The following is a 22,431-nucleotide window of genomic DNA, read 5'->3' as shown; positions in this document are numbered from 1 at the left end:
TTATATAGGTGATATTATGGCATTTTTACCGATGAATATAAAAGAGGTTAAAGCCCGTGGATGGGACGAAGTTGACTTTGTATATGTAATGGGTGACAGTTATGTTGACCATCCGTCTTTTGGTGCTGCCATAATTACAAGAGTGCTTGAGGACTGTGGCTATAAGGTTGCAGTCCTTTCTCAGCCTGATTGGAAAAATGACGCCGACTTTTTACAGTTTGGCAAACCGAGGCTCGGATTTTTTGTTACGGCAGGCAATATAGACAGTATGGTTGCACATTATACCGTTGCAAAGCGTAAGCGAAGTGATGACGCTTATACGGCAGGCGGTAAAAACGGCAAGCGTCCTGACAGAGCTGTAACTGTTTATTCAAATATAATCCGCAGACTTTATCCCGATTCGGTAATAATTATCGGCGGACTTGAAGCCTCGCTAAGAAGATTTGCTCATTATGATTATTGGAAAAACACCGTAATGCCGTCTGTACTTTTTGACAGTAAAGCAGATATTATTTCTTACGGAATGGGCGAGCTGCAAACTATTGAAATGGCAAAGCGCTTGTCGGAGGGTTATCCCGTAGAGGCTTTGTATGACATCCGTGGTATTTGCTACGCTGTAAAGACAAGCGATTATGTTCCGAAAACCGTTGTGGAACTGCCGAGTTACGAAAGAGTTTGTGAGAGCAAAAAGGACTATGCAATTGCTGCCAGAAAAGAGCTCGAAGAGGCAGATGCGGTAAGAGGCAAAACTCTTATTCAGCGCCACGGCAACTGTATTTTAATTCAGAATCCGCCTATGCAGCCGCTTGACACAAAACAGCTTGATTATGTGTATTCGTTACCGTATGAAAGATGGTATCCGCAGTGTTACGAAAAACTCGGCGGTGTACCGGGTATTCAGGAGGTGCTTTTCTCAATTACTCATAACCGTGGTTGCTTTGGCGCTTGTAATTTCTGTTCGCTTGCATTTCATCAGGGAAGAGCGGTAACGGTAAGAAGTAAACAGAGCGTTATTGACGAGGCAAAGTCTTTTCTTAACGATAAGAGATTTAAAGGATATATAAGTGATGTGGGCGGCCCTACAGCCAACTTCCGTCTGCCGTCCTGCGAAAAACAGAAAAAGGCGGGACTTTGTAAAAGCAGAAAGTGTCTTGCTCCGACTCCTTGCCCTAATATGCAGGTGTCGCATACGGAGTATCTTGATATTTTGCGAGAATTGAGAAAACTTGACGGCATTAAAAAAGTATTTATTCGCAGCGGTATTCGTTTTGATTATCTTATGGAAGATCAGAGTGACGAATTTTTCGAAGAGCTTGTAAAGTATCATATAAGCGGTCAGCTAAGAGTTGCGCCGGAGCATTGCTCGGCTGCAGTTCTTGACAGAATGGGTAAACCGCACATAGAAACTTATAAAAAGTTTTGCGATAAATTCTATAAACTGACAGGTCGTATGAGTAAAGACCAATACATAGTGCCGTACCTTATGAGTTCGCATCCGGGTTCTACTTTGAAAGATGCGGTGGAACTTGCACTGTTCTGTAAGAGGGAGAATATACATCCAAAGCAGGTGCAGGACTTTTATCCGACTCCGGGTACAATTTCGACCTGTATGTTTTATACAGGCATAGACCCTTATACAATGAAAGAGGTTTATGTACCGAAAACCGAGGAAGAAAAGTCAATGCAAAGAGCACTTTTGCAATACTTTATTCCCGAAAACAAACAGAAAGTAATTAAAGCACTTATAAAAGCAGGCAGAAAAGATTTGATAGGTTATGATTCAAAATGTCTTGTTCAGCCAATGAGTAATCAAAATAATTATAAGGGAAATAATAAAGGTCAGAAATCTTCTTACAATTCAAATAAAAACAATTCCCGTAACAGAAACGGAAAACAGACAAAAGATAAGTTTGCAAAATACAGAAGAAAAAAGAAATAAATTAACTGTAAATGCAAACCGTCAAAGCCCTGTTCTTATATGTAAGTTTAGGTATTGACCTATTGTAAATTTTGATTTATAATTAACAAATGAAAACAAAATCAGAAAGGATTTTATAATAAAATGGGAGTTTATGAGGAATTAGTAGCCAGAGGTCTTATCGCTCAGGTTACAGATGAAGAAGAAATCAAAGAGCTTGTCAACAATGGTAAAGCTGTATTTTATATCGGTTTTGACCCTACAGCTGACAGCTTACATGTAGGTCACTTTATGGCACTTTGTCTTATGAAACGCTTACAGATGGCAGGCAACAAGCCGATTGCTCTTATCGGCGGCGGTACAGCTATGATCGGTGACCCGTCAGGCAGAACAGATATGCGTCAGATGATGACTACAGAAACTATACAGCACAATGTTGATTGCTTTAAAAAGCAAATGGAGCGTTTTATCGACTTTTCAGACGGTAAGGCACTTATGGTAAACAATGCCGATTGGCTGCTCGACCTCAACTATGTTGATGTTTTGCGTGAAGTCGGTGCTTGTTTCTCTGTAAATAATATGTTAAGAGCAGAGTGCTACAAGCAGAGAATGGAAAAGGGATTAAGTTTCCTTGAGTTTAACTATATGATTATGCAGAGCTACGATTTCTATGCTCTCTATAAGAAGTACGGTTGTAATATGCAGTTCGGCGGTGACGACCAGTGGAGCAATATGCTCGGCGGTACAGAGCTTATCAGAAGAAAACTCGGTAAGGACGCATACGCTATGACTATTAATCTTCTTCTTAATTCCGAGGGTAAGAAGATGGGCAAAACCCAGTCCGGCGCTGTATGGCTTTCAGCCGAAAAGACAAGTCCTTACGATTTCTACCAGTATTGGAGAAATGTAGCCGACGAAGATGTAATCAAGTGCTTAAAGATGCTTACATTTTTACCGCTTGAGCAGATTGATGAGCTTGCTAAACTTGAGGGCAGTGAGCTTAACAAGGCTAAGGAGATTCTTGCATATGAGGTAACAAATCTTATTCACGGCAAGGAAGAGGCAGACAAGGCACAGGAGGCTGCAAGAGCATTGTTTGGCAGCGGTGCAAATACAGACAATATGCCTTCTACAGAGCTTACGGACGCTGACTTTACAGGTGACGGTATCGCAATTCTTGATCTTCTTACAAAGTGTGCGCTTATTCCGTCAAAGGGTGAGGGCAGACGCCTTATTCAGCAGGGCGGTGTTGCCGTTGATGATGAAAAGGTAACAGATGTATATGCAAATGTTCCTAAGTCTGCTTTTGAAAAAGGCTATGTTGTAATTAAAAAAGGCAAAAAGAAATTCCATAAGGCTGTTTTATAATTCAGTTTATTAACTTAATCAAAAACACTTTCCCACTATTATTAGTGGGAAAGTGTTTGTCCTGCATTATTCTGTATTTTTGCGGTTATGGCAACTGCTAAAAATATCTTAACAGAGGAGTTTAGGAAATGAAAAAGTTTTTTGGCGAGTTTAAAACCTTTATTATGAGAGGCAATGTGCTTGACCTTGCAGTCGGTGTTATTATTGGTGCTGCTTTTCAGGCAATTGTAACTTCACTTACTTCGGATATCATTTCACCGATTCTCGGTTTGTTCGGCGGAATGAATTTTGACCAGTATGCGCTTACAATAGGCGATGTTTCGATTGGATACGGTAAGTTCTTAACTGCGGTTATTAACTTTATTATAATGGCATTTGTCATTTTCCTTATTGTTAAATTAGTAAATAAGATTATGGCAATCGGCAAAAAGCCTGAGGAACCGGCAGAACCCACAACAAAGATTTGCCCGTTCTGTCAGAGCGAAATTTCAATCAAGGCTACAAAATGCCCGCATTGTACAAGCGATATTCCTGCAGAAACAGAAACTAAGGAATAACTTTAATACATAACTGTAACTAAAAGCTCCCGATACAAAAATCGGGAGCTTTTGTGTTGATTTATAATTTTTGTTTAGCGGAATAAATTTGAAAAGCAATTATAAAAGTTTGGTCGACCTTTGAAAAGGTCGTGGGTGTGGGCAAAGTCCACAAATATTTTCCCACATTTTTCCGTGATGAGGGATTTGTTTTACGGGTTTTGTTGGAATGATAGAACGCAATTCAAAATAAAAAGCTGAAGTCGTTTTTTATATCGACTTCAGCTTTCGCTTTATCCGTTATACGGTTTGTAATAAGTATCAAGAATCAGTTTATAAAACTCGTCTTCGTTTACATAAAACTCGGTATAAACTTCACCTTTTTTCAGCTCACCCGGTACTGAAACCATTGTCATATTCATACCGTTGTGGCTAAGCATATTCTGTGATAAATAGCAAATTTTCGACGGGTTCAGATTTGTGCATGAGTATGGGGCAGAGGCATTAAACAGGCTTACAGGTGTTGTAATGTCATTTTTAGTCTGCGCAAGAACCGTATTCATAAATGAATCAAGATATACCTGCTGTCTTTGCATACGCTTGCTGTTTGCGTCTACGCTTTCCATATCTCGTGAACGAACAAAAGCTTCTGCATTCTGACCTTCAAGGTGATAGCTTTCGCCCTCTTTAAAATCGCCTATGGTTTCGGGAGAAACAACATCAACTCCGCCTACGGCATCATTAAGAGCTGATATACCGTCAAGGTCAAGCGCAAAGTATGAATTAATCGGAATGTTGTAGAAAAGTCTTTCAACGGCGGTAACAGTATTTGCACAACTTGACTCCTTGCCGTCGCCGTAAGCATATGAAAGACAAATCTGTTCTTTTACAGTTTCCACATAATAACCGCTTGCCGAATATACCGCAACATCGGTCATTGTATCTCTTGATATATTAATAAGCTTAGTTTCGCCTGTCGAGGTGTCCATCGCAACAAGTATAAGAACATCGGCTTGACCGTTTTCGCCTTTTATATCGCTTGCACCGTCAAAAGAACTTTTATCGATGCCCATACAAAGAATACTTGTCATATTCTTGTTAAATTCATATGTTTGTCCGTTATACACAACATATTGACCGCCGTTTTGAACAACTACATTTGACGGAGCCGAAATTATATTTGTATTGTCAAGCAATTCTTTAGAGCCGTTGTAAATAAAACATACCAAAAGCCCGCTTACAACAAGAACAAGCGCAAGAATTGTACTGATAATTGTGAGTATTACTCTCTGCCATTTTTTAAAACGCCTTTTCTTGTTTTTTTGATTTTCTCTAATTGCTTTTTTCTGTTCCTTAGAACCCATCGCAGGGTGATTGCTTTTTACAAGTTCGTCGTATTCCAGCAAATATTTTTCGTTGCCTGTACTCAAACTTTTTTTCTTTATTTTATTTGAACTGCCTTTTGCAGGGCGTGAGCTTTGTACCAATAATACATCATCGGCATTTTCTTTGCTTGAATGATGATGGTGATGGTGTTTATGATGACCGTGGCTTTTATACGATTTAACAAACTTATAGTCGTTAATATCATCTCTTATACTACGGTCGGCGTATTGCACATTTCCTTTTTCATCATTACTTGCCACGCTTTCGCCTGTTTGAGAAGGCTGCTTATTTGAATTGCTGTAAATATTATCGTAATGTTTGGTTTCTTTATCGGCAGTATCCGTATTATTGCTGTTTTCGTTATTATTTTGTGAGTTCATCTTTTATTAACACCCCCTGTAAAAGAAGTCGTCCGTCACCTGAATTAAGGCAGGTGCTTAGCGTGACAATTTTGTCATTGATTGTCAGCTCCGAATTATCTCTTACAACTTTTGTGAATGATCTGGGATTTTGAATATAATCAAGGTATTCCTGAAAAACCTTGTCGTCATCAAAATCAAACGAATTCATTATATGTCGGTCGTCATATGAATAAACCGACACTATACGGTAGGTAAGTTTGTGCTGAGGTCTGTAGATGTAAAAATACTCATGGTCATTGAAAAAATCCGTATTTGTAAATTTATATAAATCGGCAAACATACTTCCGTCTGCCATATTGTGGCCGTAGAGTACGGTTACCCTGTCATGCATATATATAGAATTACAATACTGTGAATAAATAGAGCCTGAAAAGCTGTAATTTCCGTAAATATCATGATCCAGGTAAAAATTATCGTTTGTGTTACTCCTGCAAACAGGGTAATTTATGTTGGTATCGGGAATATATATCCAAGAATAGATTTCGTCATTTTGAGCTTGTAGCGACTCAAAATCTATGGGATTATCTATAATAGGATTGTCGGCAAGAGTTTCGTCAATTGACGGGGAAGTAACTTCTTCAGCTATGCTCGGAGCCACAGAACTTGCAAGTTTGCTGTAATCGTCCTGCTCTTTGTGTTGAGTATTCATTTGATACATAACATAAATTACGCACAGAATTAACAGAATAATTGTAATAACAAGAATTGTGATAAGAATTTTATTTCGATTTTTTTTCATAATAAATCACATCAAATAATTATAACAAATATTGACAACCGTGTCAATATTTCTGTAAATTTTAACTATAATAAGCATTAAAAAACAGCTTTCGAAAACCGAAAGCTGTTTTTATTAGCAAAATTAGTTTGATTTCTTTGACTTAACAATAGTTACGCTGACAGCAACAGCTATAAGTGATAAGCCGATTATTACATACGGCATTGCGCTTGAAGGACCGGTCTGCGGCGATTTATCAGAAGTATCTGTTGTTACAGCCTGTGTAGGTGACTCACCGTTGATTGTGTAATAAGGAGTTACCTTAATATCACCTGTGATTGTAATATCAAGATTTCCATCTGTAAGCGGCTGATCGGTTCTGTAAGGACCGTCAATTACCCAATGGTCAAAAGAATAACCGGACTTTGGCTTTGGAGTAAGGTGAACATTCTGGTTACCGTCCTCATCAATGCCTGTAGTGAACTCATAGTCACCGCTGCCGCCTGTGGTAGGAATAACAACTACTACATAAGTGTATGTACCTGTAGGACTTGGTGCGGCAAATACCGGAATAGACGCTGCAAGCATCAGCACAAGAGCCAATGCGAGGGAAACAACTTTTTTCATTGTACTAACCTCCTATTTATATTATCCAATTAAAATATTAAGCAGAATAACCTCTACTTGTATATATTAAGTATTATATCACAATTAAAGTATAAAGTAAAGACAAAAATTCAAATAATTTTCGGCAATTGTGATAATTTATAATTCTTTTAACTATTAAACATAAACAATATTTTTAAAATAAAAAGACCTATTGCAATAGTAGGCAAAAAAATGTATAATAAACTTAAAAGGAAAAATGAAGGGAAATGTATGTATGAATATTTCTGAAATTCAAAATAAAATTCTTGAGTTAAAAAAAGAAAAAGATGTTTGTATTCTTGCCCACAGCTATCAGGCAAGAGAAATTTGCGAAATTGCCGATTTTACAGGCGACAGCTATAAATTAAGTGTAGATGCAAGCAAAGTTACAAATAAAAACATTCTTATGTGCGGTGTTCGTTTTATGGCAGAAACCTGCAAAATTCTTTCACCCGATAAAACGGTTTATCTCGCTCAGCCGAGCGCAGGCTGTCAGATGGCTGACCAGATGGATAAAGAAATGATTTCTTCCGTAAAAGAAATGTATCCCGATTATGCGGTAGTTGCATACATAAATACCACAGCAGATTTAAAAACTATTTGTGATGTTTGTGTAACAAGTTCATCTGCCGTTAAGATTGTAAGCAATATGCCTGAAAAGAATATTCTTTTTATCCCTGACTGCAACCTTGGCGATTATGTAAGCCGTCAGCTTCCGGATAAGAATTTTAAACTTTTGCACGGCGGTTGTCCGATTCACGCTTGCGTTACAGCGGAAGATGTTAAAAAGGCAAAGGCACAGTTCCCAAATGCCGAACTTCTTGTTCATCCGGAGTGCCAGCCTGCTGTTGTTGATCTTGCGGATTATGTAGGCTCAACATCGGGCATTATGAACTACGCAAAGAACAGTGATAAAAAGGAATTTATCATCGGTACCGAAATCAGTATTGCAGAGCATTTGCAGTATGATTGTCCCGATAAAAAATTCCATATTCTTACACAAAAGCTCATTTGTCCTAATATGAAAGCTACCACTCTTATGGATGTGTTCAATTGCCTTAAAGGCGAGGGCGGCGAGGAAATTATCCTTGATGAGCAGACTATTACAGACGCAAAGAAATGTATTGACGAGATGATAAGACTTGGCGGTTAAGGAGAATAATATGACCGAAAGGGCATTAATAGCAATGAGCGGAGGAGTTGACAGTTCGGTAGCGGCTTGCTTGATAAAGGAGCAGGGCTATGACGCTACGGGCATTACTCTTAAGCTTTTTGATAACGAGGATATTGGCGAAAAGAAGGAGAAAACCTGCTGTTCGCTTGATGATATTGACGATGCGAGAAATGTTTGCAGAAAAATCGGAATACCTTATTATGTTTACAATTTTAAAGACAGCTTTAAAGAAAATGTAATTGACCGTTTTATTTCTGCATACGAAAACGGCTGTACGCCTAATCCTTGCATTGACTGCAACAGATATATTAAATTTGAAAAGCTTATGCAGAGAGCCGATGAGCTTGACTTTGATTATGTAGTTACAGGTCATTACTCTGTCATTGAGTATGATGAGGGATTGCAAAGATATTTATTGAGAAAGTCCCCCGATGTAACAAAAGACCAAAGTTATGTACTTTACTCGCTTACTCAAAGACAGCTTTCAAGAACCTTGCTTCCGCTTGGAAAACTTACAAAGCACGAAGTAAGAAAAATAGCGGAAAAATATAACCTTATTAATGCTCAAAAACACGACAGTCAGGATATTTGTTTTGTACCTGACGGAGATTACGCAAAGTTCATTGAGCAGTACACGGGCAGAAAGTATGATTTTGGTGACTTTGTTGATGAAAACGGCAATGTTCTCGGTACACATAAGGGCATTATAAGATATACGATAGGGCAGAGAAAGGGACTTGGTCTTGCTTTGCCTCACCCGATGTATGTCAAGGAAAAGGATATTGCAAACAACAAGGTTATACTTTGCGATAATGACAGACTGTTTTCAAAAGAGCTTTACGCAAAAGATATTAATCTTATTGCTTACGAAAAGCTTGACAAACCTTTGCATATAAAAGCAAGGGTAAGATACAATCAGCCTGAACAGGATGCAACGGTAGAACAGCTTTCAGATAACAAACTGCACATTGTATTTGATAAGCCGCAAAGAGCAATTTCAAAAGGTCAGGCAGTGGTTCTGTATGACGAAGATGTAGTAGTAGGCGGCGGAACAATAGAATAATTTTAATCTGCTTGCTTTAGGTGAGCCGATTTTTATGCAAAAGGCACAGCGAAAATGCTGTTCCTTAATTACTTCATATAAACAAAATATTAATTATAAGTAATTAAAATATCTTCACGGACGATTTTTTCTTTGAGAATTTCGCATCTGTAAGATCTTATAATAAAGTTTCCTTGACCGTCAAACCTGAAAGTAACGGTTTTGGTAAACGGCTTATCGGGTTCGTATTCGGTAATAATAAGACTTGCCTTTGAATTTTTCAGAGAATCAAAAGTTGTCATAAAACCTATGCCGTTGCCGCCGCTTTCTTTGTGAGTGGTAACTCTTTCGGTACCGAGTTTTTGTAAAGTATCGGTTTCAAATTCAATTCCGTTGTCGCTTACGGAAATTTCATATATTCCGTCAACCGAAGAAACAGATGTCAGAATATTTCCGTTCCTTTTGCCTGTGCTTTCAACGGCTATGACAGCGTCTTTTATATGGTCACAAAGCAGGGTTTCAAGTTCGGTTTGCGAAAGAAAATGATTGATAAGGTAGTTAATATCTGTATTTGCTATCAAATCAAAATTAATTTCGTGAGCAGAGGCTTTTATATACATATTAAGCAGAGCGCCGTCAATAACAGAATTTCCCGTAGATGCAAGCACCTTATTTTCTGCCTGTTCTTTTTGCACGAGTTCGTTTCTTTCTTTTGCAAGAGTAAGAAGTTCAGTGATTATTTTGCTTTCCTTTTGTTTATCGTTACAATTGCAAAGTTCTTCTAAAGAATATTGCAAAGAGCTCATAAGGTGGTTGTCACGGTGCACTATTTTTGAAAGAAAGGCATTGGATTTTGTAAGTTCCTCAATATTACTGTTTTTTTCTGCAATAACCGAATTGAAATGTTCGTCAGCTTTTTGCTGCAGTCGGTTTTTATAGTACCGTGTTATGTTTGTTCTTATCCAAATTACAGCACCTATACAACAAATTATCAATCCTATAAACATATATACAAATATAGATTTGTAGTTATCGCCGTCTTGTGCAAGCAGAGCTATGATTAAGAAAATAAAACCTGATATTAACAGACCTATGCCAAAGTTATCGGAATTATTGAAAAAGGCAAGACCGTTTTTTAATCTCTTAATTTTCATTATATAGAATGTTGATAATAAATGTATTATGCCTATAAAAATTGCCGTAAAAATACTTTTCGAATTCAAGAAATCATATGTAACTAATGATATATAGTGTGATGCAATTGCAAAAATCAAGGCAATGATAAATCGTACGCAATAGGAAAGTCCCATTGAAACAATGGAGATGGAAATGGTATTTTTTATATTGTTTTTAGTAAACAGTGTGATAGTTACAATAAACAATATACAACTTGCCAAGAATCCCAAACTGTTGTCAAATAAAAGTACAACAGACGAAATTATATTGACGACAAAAAATGCAGTCAAAAGCAAAGCTAACTTTGATTTGCTGCATTTAATGTTTGTTGTTTTAATAAAAATATAGGCTGATGAAAATAAAGTCGGAGCTTTAATAAAAAAATTCATAGCAAAATTATATAAAAGCTCTGTAATGTTTGTTGACATAATATTTAACTCCGTATTACTATAATGATAATATTATATCATACAAGCTAAATAATGTCACTATATTATTTTCCTAAAAGTTGTTTTAAAAATTCATAAATATCATCCCACATACTTCAGTACCTCCTTTACTTTTGTTTTACAAGTAAAGTGTACCTTTTTTGCGGGAAAATTCTGATTTGTTGCTGTAATTGCTTTATTTTTAATATAGTGAGTAAATATCACATAATGTAAAAATAATAATTAGAAATTGTTATTTTATGATGAATTTATAAATTTTTGTTGCAAAAAAAATCCCGATGCTAATAAACATCGGGATAAATTTACAGGCTTTTTTTGATTTTGGAAGAATAATAATAGATAAATTCCATAACTGTGGGAACGCCTTTTTGCGGATTTATGTATGTGGTATAGTAGCGTTCAAGACTTTCAATATCGGTGTTTCGCCAAGCGTGGTTTATGGCGGTTTGCATTGCACGCTCAACACTTGCATCGGTTTTTTTATATTTTTGCGCCACAATACTGCAAAGATTGGTTACACGCTGATTGCAAGTGATTTCAATAGCGTCTGCAAGGTAATTTCTGCCCTTAAGTTTTGGGCTGATTCCTATTAAATCAAGCTCAACAGAGATTTTATTTCTTATAATTTCGCTGTTGCTTATGCGTTCAGCGGCTTTTGCGGCGCTCGGTGAACTGAAATTTGAGGTCAGCGTTGTTTGTACAATTGAGTTGAGAAACTCAAGTACCATTTTACAGCTGAAATCATTTTGATTTTTAGTTATTATAAAGTCTGCACCTAAATTTCTTGCTATGGAATGAGTAACATTACTGATATTATTGGTAACTACCAGTATAAAAGGCTTGTTTGGCAATGCAAGTTCAGACAACCCTTTTAAAAATAAAAGACCGTTGCCACTGCCCTGATGTAGTTCCAAGTCGAGAATAACAGCATGAGGACAGTATTCTTTTACCATTTCTACGGCTTTTGAGGAGTTGTTTGTAGTGCCGACAATATAAAAATTTTCAAAACCTTTAATATCAGATTTATACTCTTCTACAGTATTATTATCATCTTCTACAATAAGTAAGTTAACTTTGTTCACAATATCACCTCATTATTATATTATACTACAAAAACTAACGAAAACCAACATTTTATAATATTTTGTGTAATAAAAAGTAATATTATTTATTATGTTTGAGTTTTATAATTATACTAAGATTATATTATGAAATCAATGAATAATTTGTAGTATTAAAGGTGAGGGTTATGAGCGATAATTTTGGCGATTTCATTAAGGAAAAAAGGGCAAGATGTAACTATTCTCTTAAATATGTGGCAGAAATAATCGGTATTTCTAATGTGTATCAGTCAAGTATTGAAGCAGGCAAAAGACCTGCGCCGTCATATGATGTTTTAATGAAATTGAGAGATGCGCTAAAACTTAATGATGATGAATTCGGTGAAATGCTTGACCTTGCAGCCGAAAGCAAAAATTCAAGGGCGGTTGCTTATGATCTTGCCGATTACATAAACCAAAATGATTTTATACATAAAACACTGCGATTTTCATTGAAAAATAAAATTCCCGAATCGGAGTGGGTCAGATTTTTTAATGCAATGAATGAAAAATATAAGGATAAATAAATTTATAGGTTTTATTGATATTATAATTAAGTGTATAGATATAGTTAAATAAAAGATTTGAAATTAATTTAATAGAAAGAAGCATCAGTTATTTTTATATAATACTATTTAGAGGAGAGATTATTCATGAAATCAAAAAAATTATTATCAATTGTGTTTGCTTCCTTAATAGTTAGTTCAACAGTGTTTTCATCGAATGTGTTAGTTAAAGCTGTTGAGTTAAGGAAAAATTATGGACTTGATTTAGATACTATTTATAAACCAAGTTTACCTGATAGCGATATTCCAAATATTGGTATTAGTTCTTCGTACGATCCAAGAGATAGAGGTTATACTACTCCGGTGAAGAATCAATATAATCAAGGCACATGCTCCGTGTTTGCAAGTATAGCGATGTTTGAAGAAAAGGCATTTATGCAAACTGGAGTTAAAAATGCTTATTCCGAAGAAACTGCAAAATTTATAACAAGTAAAGAATTGAAAGTTAGTAATAAAGCAAGTAATTATGACGGATTTTACAGTTACGGCTTAACTTCTGGTAGAAATATAGAAACTAATATCCAATATTTGACTAATAGAAATAATCCGCTTATAGATAATAATTCTATTCCTTGGTTATCGTCAAATTATGAAGTTGATGTTCCATATACATATGATTATAATAATGAATTCTATTTATCAAATTATTCCTGTCCTAAAAATATGGACACTTCATATACAAATGCATATGTTTCAGGTATGCAATATATAAGTTTTGATGAAATAAAGGAAAATATAAGAGATAATGGAGCGGTATATATAACAATAGGTTATAATGGTGATTATATATCAAATAATTCCCTTTATAATTCGTCAACGACAATTCTTAATCATGCAGTCACCATTGTTGGTTGGGATGATAATTATTCAAAATCGAATTTTAAGCAAGGTGAACAACCACCACATAATGGAGCTTGGCTTGTGAAAAATAGTTGGGGAGTCCAAAATAATGATAATGGATATTTTTGGGTATCTTATTATGATTTACCGTTAAACGAAAGTGGTTTTGCTTCTGCGATTACAAATGTATCAAAAATGTCAAAAAATGAGTATATGTTATCGTATGATTTTACTCCTTTAACTAGCAAGTCTTTTGCAAATGTTAGCCAAAATAGTTATTACATTGCTAATGTTTATAATTTTAAAGAATATAATGATTTATATGATTCAATAAACAAAGTAATGTTTTATGCAAGTAATATAGGAGATATATATGATATATATATATCTCCTGTAGATAATGGAATGCCTGATGTTTCAAGTTTAGAAGAAAGTTTAGCTCAAGGAGTTGTAAACCATGAAGGTTATATAACAGCAACACTTGACAATATCTATAAAATGTGCGATGATAATAAATATGCAGTTATAGTTAAATTTACTACAAATAATAGTAGTGTATCTATTTCAAGGGAAGCTACTTCAACATCGTACAAAGCTGTAGCTAATAAGGGAGAAAGCTTTTATTATAGAGACGGTGTTTGGAAAGATATGTGTGGCAGTAGAAACAAAACTACAGCATACGGTAATTATTGTATTAGACCAATGCTGTTAAGAAAAAATTCTATAACTGAAAATTCCGAACTTTCTGAGTACGAAAAAAATAATACTGGTAGTGATTTATCAATTACGATGAAATTGAATGGTAATCAGCTTTACTCTATAAAAGAAAACGATAGTTCAGTTTTGTATGAAGATATTGATTATATTTATAATCGTAATAATAATGAAGTTACTTTCAAGAAAGATTATATTAATAATTTAGATACAAATTCAGATACTAAAATTACATTTGAATTTACTGATGGTTTAGATCAAATATTAATTATTAAAGCTAAAGAACGCTTGGGTAAAGTAGTAGTTGATGGCAATTTTGCAATAGGAAGCAAACTTAATGCTACTACATATAATAAACAAAATAATAAAATTGATGGTAATATTTTATCTTATCAATGGCAGTATTCTGATAAAATAACAGGACCATGGAGCAATATTCCAAATGCTAACAGAAGTACATATACAGTTACTGAAAATTATTTTATGAAATATATTAGAGTTAATGTAAAATCAGATAATTATACTTCTGTTGTTTATCCGGGAAATATTTCATCAACTCCTGATATGCAGACAGGACAAGTAATTTTGTATGGAGATGTTGATCTAAATAATACAGTAAATGTCAATGATGTAACAACTTTAAATTACTATCTTTCAGGATTTAGTGCTCTTAATTCGATACAAAAAAGAGCAGCTGATGTTGATGGAGATAGGTCATTAACGATAAATGATGTTACATTGATACAACAGCGTATTTCAGACGGAATAGATAAATTTCCTGTTGAATAATTTTAAGGAGAGGTTTGAATATGAAAAAAATATTGGCTTTTGTAATGGCAGTTGCCACAATTTCCGCAAGCAGTGTTGCTTCTGTAAATGCAGTAAGCTACAACAAACCTAAATTTGAAAATGAATTTAAGAGTTATATTGAAGAAATTGCAGGTTCATCGGCATATTGCGGTGATTATAATGAAAAATATTATCATTACGATGAAAACGGTAATATTGATTGGTGCCTTATAAGTGCATCACTGTCAACAGATCCGGGAATTTGTCATGGTATATTTGATGATATAATTATTTCAAATGCCGGCAGTACCAATCCGTTTAGTTTTGGATTGGCAGTATATGATGTTACAAACAATGAGTATTATGACATTTGCTATGCATGGGACATGGATTTTGCAGATTTACATAACAGCTTTTATAATGTAATGCTTGACGAAAATTCATCTTATAGTTATGGTAATGTTGTTGTTCTCGGTGATGTTGATGGAAACGGTAAGTTGGATATTAACGACACAACACTTATTCAAAAGACAATAGCTGATAATAATACTGTTATTTTTTCACTTGATTTTGAACATAGCGAATTAAAATATGGAAAACCGATTAAAAACCTTTGTGACTATAACAAGGATGGAGTTTGTTCTGTATCGGATGTAACAAGTCTTCAGTTAAAACTTGCAAAAGGATAATTTTAATTTGAATATAGAATATATTGGATTATAACATTTGTAAATAAATATGCCGCTATTAGTGATTAAAAAATCTCCTTTTATTCACTATTTAAGCTGTACCGTTTCCTGTTTTTACAGAAAATCGGTGCAGCTTTTTATTATTTGCGTTAATTGTATTGCTGACAGACGGATTTGGGAGTATAATAGTAGCATATTACTAACAGCAGAGGTAAGTATGAACAGAGAAGAATATGAAATTTCTATTGAAGAATTAAAGAGAGTTGATAAAAACACTTGTACGGTGATTGATATAAGAGATGAGATTTCTTATAACTACGGAAATATTCCAAACTCGGTAAATATTCCGCTTGAGAAAATTAAAAATGATAAAAGCATTTTGCCGAAAGATAAGAGATTGATTATTTGCTGCAAAAGCGGTCAAATAAGCGATACTCTTGCAGAAGAGTTGCGGGAAGACGGCTACGATGCGGTAAATCTTGTGAACGGATATTACGGCTGGCTAAAGGATAAATTTACCGATGATGATTATGCGGCAGATGTTGAAAAAAGTATAAGAAAAAAATTCAGCAAGACCATATGGGGCAGATTTACAAAAGCTGTAATTGAGTATGAACTTGTAAAGCCGAACGACAAAATAGCCGTATGTATTTCGGGCGGCAAAGATTCTATGCTTATGGCAAAACTTTTTCAGGAACTTAAAAGGCATAATAAATTTCCGTTTGAGCTTGTATATCTTGTAATGGACCCGGGATACAGCGTTGAAAACAGAGATGTTATTGAGAACAACGCAAGAAAGCTGAATATTCCGATTACGGTTTTTGAAACACAGATTTTTGAGTCGGTATATAATGTGGAAAAGTATCCGTGTTATCTCTGTGCAAGAATGAGAAGAGGATACCTCTACAAAAAGGCTAAGGAACTTGGCTGTAATAAAATTGCACTCGGACATCATTATGACGATGTTATAGAAACCATATTAATGGGTATGCTTTACGGCGGACAGGTGCAGACTATGATGCCGAAACTGCATAGTACAAATTATGAGGGAATGGAGCTTATAAGACCGCTTTACCTTATAAGAGAGGCGGAAATAAAGCATTGGAGAGATTACAATAAACTTAATTTTATACAGTGTGCGTGCAGATTTACGGATACCTGCACATCGTGCAACCCGAGCAATACAGGCTCAAAAAGACAGGAAATAAAACAGCTTATTGCACAGCTTAAAAAAATAAATCCCCAGATAGAGAGCAACATTTTCCGCAGTGTTGAAAATGTAAATCTTAACACGATTATCTCGTATAAGAAAGATGATTATCAGCACAGTTTTCTTGATGATTACGATAAATAATTTTTAATCAAACTCAGTCATTTTGTGGCTGAGTTTTTTCTTTGGATTTTTAATAATCGGAGTTTATAAAAAGCGGCTGCTTGTCTTAAAAATTGCCAAATCATAATTTTATCACTATTTTTATAGAATTATTAACCGAGTAATTGTATTTATCTGCCAAATAATGTACAAGTTTGAAAAAACACTTGACTTTTTGGCGATATGGATATAAAATATCTCTATCAAGCAAACATACTAAAATGATAGGTATTATAGGTTATTCAAAAATAAGTATGTTTGGCATTATGAAAGGCAAGGGTGGTTTGTATGAAAAATCATTTTAACCGAATAAATAAACGAATGTGCGGTTCTTTTGGCGGTAAGTCGATGTGTTAAAACATTTTATCGGTTTACTTATTAATTTATGATAAAGCTAAAAGAAAGGTTAGATTAAAATGAAAAAAGTGTTTACTAAAAGACTTATATCCGCAATTCTTACAACAGCCCTTATCGGTACTTCTGCCTTTGCTCTTTTCGGCTGCGGAAAAGCTTCTAAAGATACTTCTAATGATGCTAAGGTACATATAACCAATGTTTCATATGACCCTACACGAGAACTTTACGAAAGCTATAATAAAATTTTTGCCGACCATTGGAAAGCAAAAACAGGTCAGGAAGTAGAGGTTACTCAATCGCACGGCGGTTCGGGCAAGCAGGCTCTTGAGGTTGCAAACGGACTTGAGGCAGATGTAGTCACACTTGCGCTTGAGTACGATGTTAATGCCGTAAGAGATGCAGGTCTTATAAATGACGGTTGGATAAATAATTTTGAAAACGATTCTTCACCTTATACATCTACAATTGTATTCCTTGTAAGAAAAGGCAATCCGAAAAATATTAAGGATTGGAACGATCTTATAAAGGACGGCGTCGGCGTTATTACTCCAAACCCTAAGACCTCGGGCGGCGCAAGATGGAACTACCTTGCCGCATGGGCATATGCCGATAAGCTTTATAACGGTGATGAAAGCAAAATTGAAGACTTTGTAAAAAAGCTTTATCAAAATGTACTTGTACTTGATTCGGGTGCAAGAGGAGCAACAACCACTTTTGTGGAAAACGGACAGGGCGATGTGCTTTTAGCTTGGGAAAACGAGGCTTATCTTTCTATTAAGGACCATCCGGACGAATATGAAATTATAACTCCGAGCGTAAGTATTCTTGCACAACCGTCGGTTGCCGTTGTTGATGAAGTAGTTGACAGCAGAGGAACAAGAGAGGTTGCTACCGAATATCTTAGCTACTTATACAGCGATGAGGCACAGAGGATTGCAGGCGATAATTATTACCGTCCATACAATCAGGATATTTTGAAAGAGTATTCAGATGTATTCGATTTAAATATTAACCTTGTTACAATTAGTGACTTCGGCGGTTGGGACGAGGCACAAAAAACACATTTCGCAGACGGCGGAATATTTGATAAAATTTACGAAAAATAATTAACTATGCATATGTGTTCGGCTGTTTTGCGGCTGAACACTATGCTTTGTATTTACAAGAAAAGCGGGTGTAAGAATGAATAAAACTAAAAAAGCAAAACGAGTTATCCCCGGCTTTGGCTTATCTATGGGAGTTACTGTATCAATACTTAGCATAATCGTATTGATTCCGCTTGCTTCTCTTGTGATTTACACAGCACAGATGAGCTGGTCAGATTTTATAGATACGGTTACAAGCGAAAGAGTAATGGCAAGTTATCAGGTAAGCCTTATTACCGCATTCATAGCCTCTGCAATAAATGCGGTTATGGGTGTTATACTTGCATGGGTGCTGGTTCGTTATAAATTTCCGGGTAAAAGAATACTTGACGGAATGATTGAACTTCCTTTTGCACTGCCGACAGCGGTTGCGGGTATTGCGCTTACTTCTTTAACAGCCGATACAGGTTACATAGGCAGTTTTTTCGCACGGTTTGGCATAAGCATTGCGTACACAAGGGTAGGTATTACTTTTGCGCTTGTATTTATAGGTATTCCGTTTGTTGTAAGAGCGGTTCAGCCTGTACTCGAAAAACTTGACCCTGTTTATGAAGAGGCTGCAGGTGTAATGGGTGCGAGCAGAATAAAGATTTTTTGGAAGATTATTTTTCCTGAAATTCTCCCGTCAATTCTTACAGGTTTCGGACTTGCGTTCGGCAGATGTCTAGGTGAGTACGGCTCGGTAATTTTTATAGCAGGCAACAAGCCTTTTGAAACTGAAATTACACCGCTCATTATTATGTCAAAGCTGCAGGAGTTTGATTATAAGAGCGCTACAGCAATTGCACTTGTAATGCTTGCGGCATCATTCTTAATCTTGTTTGTTGTAAATCTTATTCAGGCAAGAAATTCAAAAATATTAAAGGGAGGAAGATAATATGCACGAAGAAACAAAAGGTTCAAAGGTCGTAAAGTGGATATTAATAGGTATCAGCGCTTTGTTTTTATTCATTATGCTTGTACTTCCTCTTGCAACCGTGCTGACAGAGGCATTGAAGAGCGGCTGGCAGGTATTTTGGGACGCAGTAAGCGACGAATATACTTTAAAAGCTGTTTTGCTTACACTTGAGGCAACAGCGTGCGCAGTTGTTTTCAATACAATATTCGGATTGTTCGCTGCGTGGTCTGTAACAAAGTTTCACTTTAAAGGTAAAAAAATTCTTACCACGCTTATCGACTTACCCGTTACCGTATCGCCTGTAATTGCAGGTCTGATATTTGTACTTACCTTTGGCAGACAAAGTGTTTTGTATCCTCTTTTACAGGAACTTGATATAAAAGTAATTTTTGCGGTTCCGGGTATTATTCTTGCAACAATATTTGTTACATTTCCGTTTATCTCACGAGAGCTTATTCCCGTTCTTGAATCGGAGGGAACAGATGAGGAAGAGGCTGCCGCATTAATGGGAGCAAAGGGACTTACAATTTTCAGAAAGATAACATTTCCGCATATTAAATGGGCATTTCTGTACGGCATAGTTTTGTGTGCGGCAAGAGCAATGGGCGAGTTCGGCGCAGTGTCTGTACTTTCGGGACATCTGCGTGGAAAAACCAATACATTGCCCCTCCATATAGAAATTTTATTTAACGAATTTAAAACCGTACCTGCTTTTGCGGTATCGGCAATTCTTGTAATTATGGCGGTAATAATTCTGATTATCAGAAGTGTAATTGAATACAAAGGAAAGAAGGAATCGTAATGTATGTAGAACTTAAAAATATAAATAAAACCTTTGGCAATTACAAGGCGTCTGATAATGTGAATTTCACAATTGAGCAGGGAAAACTTATAGGACTTTTAGGTCCGTCGGGCAGCGGAAAAACCACAATTCTAAGAATGATTGCCGGACTTGAAACTCCCGACAGCGGCGAAATTATTATTGACGGCAAGGTCGTAAATGATATTCCGGCAAGCAAACGAGGAATAGGTTTTGTATTTCAGAATTACGCACTTTTCAGATATATGACTGTATTCGACAACATTGCGTTTGGTCTTAAAATTCAGAAAAAGGACAAAAAATATATAAAAGAAAGAGTAAGCGAACTTGTTGAACTTATCGGATTAAAGGGACTTGAAAAGCGTTATCCGAGTCAGCTTTCGGGCGGTCAGAAACAGAGAGTAGCGTTTGCAAGAGCACTTGCACCTAACCCGACGCTTTTGCTGCTTGACGAGCCGTTTGCGGCTATTGATGCAAAGGTAAGACAGGAGCTTCGCTCGTGGCTTAAAGAAATGATTGAAAAACTCGGAGTTACAAGTATATTTGTAACTCACGACCAAGATGAGGCAATTGAGGTTGCCGATGAAATCATTATTACAAACAAAGGCAGAATCGAGCAGATAGGCACACCGATAGAAATATATCAGAAACCGCAGACAGCCTTTTCCGCATCTTTCTTCGGTCAGACAACCGTGCTTGACGATTATACAAAATTTAAAACCTTTGATGTTGTGGATGGTGCGGACAAAGCTATTGTAAGACCTGAATTTATAAAGATTACCAAGTTGAACGAACCGTTCAGACAAAAAGCGTCCGTATCGGTCGGCGAGGTAGTGAAAACAGCTTTCAGAGGCAACAACATTGAAGTTACGGTAAAATGTGACGGCGGCGTAATTAACGGAGTACGAGGACTTGAAGAACCTGCAGTTTATCACGGCGAAAAGGTAAATGTATTCTTATACAGACTGTTTGTTACAAAGGGAGATAACGCATTTATTCTTGAAAACAAATCTCTCACAGAGGAATCCGTAGTAATTTAATTTACAGACAAACTTAAAACACACCGATTGGCTTTTCAATCGGTGTGTTGCTCTATAGATTATTTTATTAAATCTTTAACCACTTCGCCTGCAATTATAAGACCGACTACTGACGGTACAAATGCTATACTGCCGGGTACTTGTCGCCTTTGTGTGCATTTTCTTGCAGTTCCGGGAGGGCAGATGCAGGTTGTTTTGCAGCTTATTGCCATATCTTCAATAGGGGTGATAGGCTTTTCCTTTGAATATACAACTTTAAGTTTTTTAATGCCGCGCTTTTTAAGTTCATTACGCATTACTCTTGCAAGAGGGCATACGGAAGTTTTGTAAAGATCGGCAACTTCAAAAGCACTTGCATCAAGTTTATTTCCCGCACCCATTGAACAGATTATAGGGGTGTTCGCTTTTTTTGCCTGCATAACAAGTTCTATTTTGCCTGTTACCGTGTCGATAGCGTCTACTATGTAATCATACTGTGTAAAATCAAATTCGGCGGAGGTTTCGGGAGTGTAGAATTTCTGATGCTTGTTTATGATTATATTCGGATTGATTTCTTTCAGCCTTTCTTCGGCAACATCTACCTTGTATTTGCCTACTGTTTTTCTTGTGGCAAATATCTGACGATTAATATTTGTAAGGCATACTTTGTCATCGTCTATAAGGTCAAGCCGGCCTATTCCTGTGCGTGCGAGCGCCTCGGCAGTGTATCCGCCTACACCGCCTATTCCGAATATTGCAACCTTTGCATTTGCAAGTTTTTCCATTGCCTCTGCTCCGAGCAAAAGCTGTGTTCTTGAAAATTGATTAAGCATTGATTTTCTCCTTAATATAAAAACTTAGTTTATCGTCCGAAATTTGTATCTTGTAATTCATATTACGAAAAAAGTTTTCTGCGTGTTTTAATACTTCATCACTCGGTACTTCGTCAAACGAAAAATATTGTCCGCCGCAGGCATCGTGAAAATGCAGATAAGTATTAAAGTTATCCATAAGTTCGTCTTTCAAAATTTTTACCGTATCAAATTTAACTGTCATAGCTGCTCCTTAATTTATAATTCCTATCTATACAATAAGTATTATATTTCAATCATTTGTTTTGTCAATAGCAAAATTAAAAAATTATTGACTTTACTTATCGGTAATAGTATAATAAAACATATTAATTCAGTAGGTTTAATATGATATAGCCCGTTTGTTTATTTTTATTATAAATCTTAACTTAAAAATAATGCATAAAATTGACAACGCTATACCTTAGTATTAA

At 35.9% G+C, this 22,431-nt stretch carries 20 protein-coding genes; 13 read left to right on the top strand and 7 right to left on the bottom strand.

Annotated features, from left to right (window positions below):
* Positions 1 to 16: 16 nt before the first annotated feature.
* From H8R91_RS05310 to mscL, 3 genes are all read left to right on the top strand, one after another.
* Complete coding sequence (locus H8R91_RS05310) at positions 17 to 1,939, top strand: YgiQ family radical SAM protein (RefSeq protein ID WP_186935176.1); 1,923 nt, start codon at positions 17 to 19, stop codon at positions 1,937 to 1,939.
* Positions 1,940 to 2,062: 123 nt separating this feature from the next.
* The gene (gene tyrS / locus H8R91_RS05305) at positions 2,063 to 3,286 is read left to right on the top strand and encodes a tyrosine--tRNA ligase (RefSeq protein WP_186935175.1); all 1,224 of its coding nucleotides are present in this window, start codon (positions 2,063 to 2,065) and stop codon (positions 3,284 to 3,286) included.
* Between the two features lie 128 nt (positions 3,287 to 3,414).
* A complete protein-coding gene (gene mscL / locus H8R91_RS05300) occupies positions 3,415 to 3,843 on the top strand; it encodes a large conductance mechanosensitive channel protein MscL (protein ID WP_022233914.1) in 429 nt (142 codons plus the stop codon).
* 272 nt (positions 3,844 to 4,115) lie between these two features.
* Here the strand turns inward: mscL and H8R91_RS05295 are convergent, their stop codons facing one another.
* From H8R91_RS05295 to H8R91_RS05285, 3 genes are all read right to left on the bottom strand, one after another.
* Positions 4,116 to 5,588: an LCP family protein gene (locus H8R91_RS05295; protein ID WP_186935174.1), complete on the bottom strand. Its 1,473-nt coding sequence runs from the start codon at positions 5,586 to 5,588 to the stop codon at positions 4,116 to 4,118.
* Complete coding sequence (gene srtB / locus H8R91_RS05290) at positions 5,572 to 6,369, bottom strand: class B sortase (RefSeq protein WP_186935173.1); 798 nt, start codon at positions 6,367 to 6,369, stop codon at positions 5,572 to 5,574. Before srtB ends, H8R91_RS05295 begins: the two co-directional genes overlap by 17 nt.
* A 123-nt stretch (positions 6,370 to 6,492) precedes the next feature.
* Positions 6,493 to 6,975, bottom strand: a complete 483-nt coding sequence (locus H8R91_RS05285; RefSeq protein WP_186935172.1) for an LPXTG cell wall anchor domain-containing protein — start codon at positions 6,973 to 6,975, stop codon at positions 6,493 to 6,495.
* 256 nt (positions 6,976 to 7,231) lie between these two features.
* Here H8R91_RS05285 and nadA point away from each other — a divergent pair, with 256 nt between their 5' ends.
* Positions 7,232 to 8,149 carry a quinolinate synthase NadA gene (gene nadA / locus H8R91_RS05280; protein ID WP_022233918.1) on the top strand — a complete coding sequence of 306 codons (918 nt, stop codon included), beginning with the start codon at positions 7,232 to 7,234 and terminating at the stop codon, positions 8,147 to 8,149.
* 10 nt (positions 8,150 to 8,159) lie between these two features.
* Entirely contained in the window at positions 8,160 to 9,233 is a 1,074-nt protein-coding gene (gene mnmA / locus H8R91_RS05275) for a tRNA 2-thiouridine(34) synthase MnmA (protein WP_022233919.1), read from the top strand.
* 89 nt (positions 9,234 to 9,322) lie between these two features.
* Here the strand turns inward: mnmA and H8R91_RS05270 are convergent, their stop codons facing one another.
* Both H8R91_RS05270 and H8R91_RS12400 read right to left on the bottom strand, forming a co-directional pair.
* Positions 9,323 to 10,366 (bottom strand): HAMP domain-containing histidine kinase, encoded by a 1,044-nt coding sequence (locus H8R91_RS05270; RefSeq protein WP_186935171.1) that lies wholly within the window; start codon positions 10,364 to 10,366, stop codon positions 9,323 to 9,325.
* A gap of 773 nt (positions 10,367 to 11,139) precedes the next feature.
* Complete coding sequence (locus H8R91_RS12400; RefSeq protein ID WP_186935170.1) at positions 11,140 to 11,919, bottom strand: sporulation initiation factor Spo0A C-terminal domain-containing protein; 780 nt, start codon at positions 11,917 to 11,919, stop codon at positions 11,140 to 11,142.
* A 167-nt stretch (positions 11,920 to 12,086) separates the two neighbouring features.
* Between H8R91_RS12400 and H8R91_RS05260 the strand changes: the two genes are divergently transcribed.
* The 8 genes from H8R91_RS05260 to H8R91_RS05225 all read left to right on the top strand — a co-directional run bounded on the left by H8R91_RS05260 (position 12,087) and on the right by H8R91_RS05225 (position 21,167).
* Entirely contained in the window at positions 12,087 to 12,464 is a 378-nt protein-coding gene (locus tag H8R91_RS05260) for a helix-turn-helix domain-containing protein (RefSeq protein ID WP_186935169.1), read from the top strand.
* Positions 12,465 to 12,590: 126 nt separating this feature from the next.
* Positions 12,591 to 14,846 (top strand): lectin like domain-containing protein, encoded by a 2,256-nt coding sequence (locus H8R91_RS05255; RefSeq protein WP_186935168.1) that lies wholly within the window; start codon positions 12,591 to 12,593, stop codon positions 14,844 to 14,846.
* A 20-nt stretch (positions 14,847 to 14,866) separates the two neighbouring features.
* The gene (locus H8R91_RS05250) at positions 14,867 to 15,535 is read left to right on the top strand and encodes a hypothetical protein (protein WP_186935167.1); all 669 of its coding nucleotides are present in this window, start codon (positions 14,867 to 14,869) and stop codon (positions 15,533 to 15,535) included.
* A 217-nt stretch (positions 15,536 to 15,752) separates the two neighbouring features.
* Complete coding sequence (locus H8R91_RS05245; protein WP_186935166.1) at positions 15,753 to 16,889, top strand: PP-loop family protein; 1,137 nt, start codon at positions 15,753 to 15,755, stop codon at positions 16,887 to 16,889.
* Between the two features lie 434 nt (positions 16,890 to 17,323).
* Positions 17,324 to 18,370: a sulfate ABC transporter substrate-binding protein gene (locus H8R91_RS05240; protein WP_186935165.1), complete on the top strand. Its 1,047-nt coding sequence runs from the start codon at positions 17,324 to 17,326 to the stop codon at positions 18,368 to 18,370.
* A 76-nt stretch (positions 18,371 to 18,446) separates the two neighbouring features.
* On the top strand, positions 18,447 to 19,286 hold the full coding sequence (cysT, locus tag H8R91_RS05235) for a sulfate ABC transporter permease subunit CysT (protein WP_022233925.1): 840 nt from the start codon (positions 18,447 to 18,449) through the stop codon (positions 19,284 to 19,286).
* Position 19,287: 1 nt separating this feature from the next.
* The gene (cysW, locus tag H8R91_RS05230) at positions 19,288 to 20,109 is read left to right on the top strand and encodes a sulfate ABC transporter permease subunit CysW (protein WP_186935164.1); all 822 of its coding nucleotides are present in this window, start codon (positions 19,288 to 19,290) and stop codon (positions 20,107 to 20,109) included.
* Positions 20,109 to 21,167, top strand: coding sequence for a sulfate/molybdate ABC transporter ATP-binding protein (locus tag H8R91_RS05225; RefSeq protein ID WP_186935163.1), 1,059 nt, complete (start codon positions 20,109 to 20,111; stop codon positions 21,165 to 21,167). The genes cysW and H8R91_RS05225 overlap by 1 nt, the downstream gene beginning before the upstream one ends.
* Positions 21,168 to 21,226: 59 nt before the next feature.
* Here the strand turns inward: H8R91_RS05225 and H8R91_RS05220 are convergent, their stop codons facing one another.
* On the bottom strand, positions 21,227 to 21,979 hold the full coding sequence (locus H8R91_RS05220; protein WP_186935162.1) for a tRNA threonylcarbamoyladenosine dehydratase: 753 nt from the start codon (positions 21,977 to 21,979) through the stop codon (positions 21,227 to 21,229).
* Entirely contained in the window at positions 21,972 to 22,202 is a 231-nt protein-coding gene (locus H8R91_RS05215) for an RDAC family protein (protein ID WP_186935161.1), read from the bottom strand. The genes H8R91_RS05220 and H8R91_RS05215 overlap by 8 nt, the downstream gene beginning before the upstream one ends.
* Positions 22,203 to 22,431 lie beyond the last annotated feature (229 nt).

The sequence above is a fragment of the Ruminococcus intestinalis genome (assembly GCF_014288065.1).
Lineage (GTDB): Bacteria > Bacillota > Clostridia > Oscillospirales > Acutalibacteraceae > Ruminococcoides > Ruminococcoides intestinale_A.
The sequence above is the reverse complement of the archived record's forward strand: the minus strand, read 5'-3'. Positions and strand labels throughout refer to the sequence as shown.